Source organism: Roseateles sp. (genome assembly GCF_046300915.1).
GTDB lineage: Bacteria > Pseudomonadota > Gammaproteobacteria > Burkholderiales > Burkholderiaceae_C > Kinneretia.
In genome coordinates, this window is the sequence record NZ_JBKCLH010000053.1 from 1 (window position 1) to 2,972 (window position 2,972).

The 2,972-nt window shown below is 67.3% G+C and carries 2 protein-coding genes; both read left to right on the top strand.

The window, feature by feature from the left end; genetic code table 11:
- A partial coding sequence (locus ACK5F2_RS03930; RefSeq protein ID WP_409862940.1) for a phenylalanine--tRNA ligase subunit alpha occupies positions 1 to 961 on the top strand: 961 nt, incomplete at its 5' end.
- A gap of 50 nt (positions 962 to 1,011) precedes the next feature.
- Positions 1,012 to 2,972, top strand: a 1,961-nt coding sequence (gene pheT / locus ACK5F2_RS03935) for a phenylalanine--tRNA ligase subunit beta (protein ID WP_409862941.1), incomplete at its 3' end; no start/stop codon positions are given.

Sequence of the window (2,972 nt, forward strand, 5' to 3'; positions counted from 1 at the left end):
CGCCAAGGCGCGTTTTCTGGGCAAGTCCGGTCGTGTGACCGAGTTGCTCAAGAGCCTGGCCGCTTTGCCGGTCGAGGAAAAGAAGGCCCGCGGTGCCGAGATCAATGTGCTGAAGTCCGGCATCGAGGCCGCGCTGACGGCGCGCCGCCAGGCTCTGGCCGATGCGGAATTGGAGTTGCAACTGAAGGCCGAGGCGCTCGATGTGAGCCTGCCCGGCCGTGCCCGCGGCACCGGCGGCCTGCATCCCATCACCCGCGCGATGGAACGCATCGAGTCCATCTTCGGCTCCATGGGTTTCGACGTGGCCGACGGCCCCGAGATCGAGAACGACTGGTTCAACTTCACCGCGCTGAACACACCGGAAGACCACCCGGCCCGCTCCATGCATGACACCTTCTACATCGAAGGCGGTCATGTGCTGCGCACCCACACCAGCCCCATGCAGATCCGCTACGCGGTCCAGCATGTGAAGAAGCACAAGGCAGCCATCGACGCCGGCCTGCCCATGCCCGAGATCCGCGTGATCGCGCCGGGCCGCACCTACCGCGTGGACAGCGACGCCACCCATTCGCCCATGTTCCACCAGGTCGAAGGCCTGTGGGTGGGTGAGAACATTTCCTTCAAGGACCTCAAGTCCGTCTACGTGAACTTCATGCAGCAGTTCTTCGAGACGACGGACATGGAGATCCGCTTCCGTCCCAGCTATTTCCCCTTCACCGAGCCCAGCGCCGAGATCGACATGATGTTCGGCTCCGGCCCGCTCAAGGGCCGCTGGCTGGAAGTCTCGGGCTCGGGCCAGGTTCACCCCCAGGTGATCCGCAATATGGGCCTGGACCCCGAGAAGTACATCGGCTTCGCGTTCGGCTCGGGCATCGACCGCCTGGCCATGCTGCGTTACGGCGTGGGCGACCTGCGCCTGTTCTTTGACGGCGATCTGCGCTTCCTGAGCCAGTTCAAGTGACCGTCCAAGACCTGTCCGCCCACCCGAACGCCTGAAGAGAACAGAACACCATGCAATTCCCCGAGTCCTGGCTGCGGAGCTTCTGCAACCCCGCGCTGAACACCCAAGAGCTGGCCGAGCTGCTGACCATGTCCGGCCTGGAGGTCGAAGAGCTGCGCCCCGCCGCGCCGCCCTTCCACGGCATCGTCGTGGCCGAGATCCTGACGGCCGAGCAGCATCCCAACGCCGACAAGCTGCGCGTCTGCACGGTCAATGCCGGCGGTCCGGAGCCCCTGCAGATCGTCTGCGGCGCGCCCAACGCCCGCGCCGGCATCAAGGTGCCCCTGGCCACCATCGGCGCCGAGCTGCCCCCGGGCGAGGACGGCCAGCCCTTCAAGATCGGCAAGGGCAAGCTGCGCGGTGTGGAGAGCTTCGGCATGCTGTGCTCGGCCCGCGAGCTCAAGCTCAGCGAGGACCATGGTGGCCTGCTGGAGCTGGCCGCCGACGCGCCGGTGGGCCAGAACATCCGTGAGCACCTGAACCTGGACGATATGCTGTTCACGCTCAAGCTCACGCCCAATCTGGCGCATTGCCTGAGCGTCTACGGCATTGCCCGCGAGGTTTCGGCCCTGACCGGCACGCCGCTCCAGGCGCCCAGCTTCCCGCCCGTGGCCGTCCAGCATGAGGCCAAGCTGCCGGTGCGCATCGAGGCGCCGGATCTGTGCGGCCGCTTCTCCGGCCGCGTGGTGCGCGGCATCAACACCCGGGCCCAGACCCCCGCCTGGATGGTGGAACGCCTGGCGCGCTGCGGCCAGCGCTCGGTCTCGCCCCTGGTGGACATCTCCAACTACGTGATGTTCGAGCTGGGCCGTCCCAGTCACATCTTCGATCTGGACAAGATCCACGGCGAGCTGATCGTGCGCTGGGGCAAGGCCGGCGAGCAGCTCAAGCTGCTCAACGGCAACACCATCACCGTGGACGAGCAGGTGGGCGTGATCGCCGACCGCGAGCAGGTCGAGTCCCTGGCCGGCATCATGGGCGGCGACGCCACGGCCGTGTCCGACGACACCAAGAACGTCTATGTGGAAGCCGCCTTCTGGTGGCCCAAGGCCGTGGCCGGCCGTTCGCGCCGCTACAACTTCTCCACCGATGCCGGCCATCGCTTCGAGCGCGGTGTGGACCCGGTGGGCACCGTCGAGCACATCGAGCGCATCACCCAGCTGATCCTGGAGATCTGCGGCGGCGAAGCCGGTCCCATGGACGATCAGGTGGCTGCCATGCCCGAGCGCAAGCCCGTGACCCTGCGCGTGGCCCGCGCCGCCAAGGTGATCGGCATGGATCTGAGCCAGGCGCAATGCGCCGAGGTCTTCAAGCGCCTGGGTCTGGACTTCGTGCAAGGCGAGGGCACGCTGACCGTGACCCCGCCCAGCTACCGCTTCGACATCCAGATCGAGGAAGACCTGATCGAGGAAGTCATCCGCGTGCTGGGCTACCCCAAGCTGCCCGCCACGCCGCCCCTGGCGCCGGTGGGGGGCAAGACGCTCAGCGAGGCGCGCCGTGCGGTGCACGCGCTGCGCCACGCCATGGCCGGGCGCGACTACTACGAGACCATCAACTTCAGTTTTGTGGAAGCGCGCTGGGAGCAGGAACTGGCCGGCAATGCCAAGCCCATCCAGCTGCTCAACCCCATCGCGGCCCCGCTGGCCGTCATGCGCTCCAGCCTCATCGGCAGCCTGGTGCAGGTGCTGCGCCACAACCTGGCGCGCAAGGCGCCGCGCGTGCGCGTGTTTGAGATCGGCCGCGTCTTCCTGCGCGATGCCTCTGTCGTGGAGAGCGACAGCAGCATTTCCGGTGTGGCCCAGCCCATGCGCCTGGCCGGCCTGGCCTATGGCCCGGCCGAGCAGCAGCAATGGAGCCAGCGCGACCGCGCCGTCGATTTCTTCGACGTCAAGGGCGACCTGGAGGCCCTGTTCGCACCGCAGACGCTGGCGTTTGAAGCGGCTGAACACCCCGCCCTGCACCCGGGTCGCAG